Below are 248 nucleotides of genomic sequence, written 5' to 3' on the forward strand. Positions count from 1 at the left end.
GGGCGACTGATGGGAATCGAACCCACGAATGCCGGAGCCACAATCCGGTGCGTTAACCACTTCGCCACAACCGCCATGTTGTGTAAATATATTTGGCAGGGGCAGTAGGAATCGAACCCACACTGGAGGTTTTGGAGACCTCAGTTCTACCTTTAAACTATGCCCCTATGTAAATGGTGGAGGGGGGCAGATTCGAACTGCCGAACCCGAAGGAGCGGATTTACAGTCCGCCGCGTTTAGCCACTTCG

General features: G+C 53.6%; 2 tRNA genes. Both read right to left on the bottom strand.

The features are described 5' to 3' along the window. Position 1: 1 nt before the first annotated feature. A tRNA-His gene (locus JDS95_RS30760) sits at positions 2–74 on the bottom strand. Positions 75–93: 19 nt separating this feature from the next. Next, a tRNA-Trp gene (locus JDS95_RS30765) sits at positions 94–167 on the bottom strand. Positions 168–248 lie beyond the last annotated feature (81 nt).

Source organism: Bacillus cereus group sp. N24, from assembly GCF_016483345.1.
Taxonomy (GTDB): domain Bacteria; phylum Bacillota; class Bacilli; order Bacillales; family Bacillaceae_G; genus Bacillus_A; species Bacillus_A toyonensis.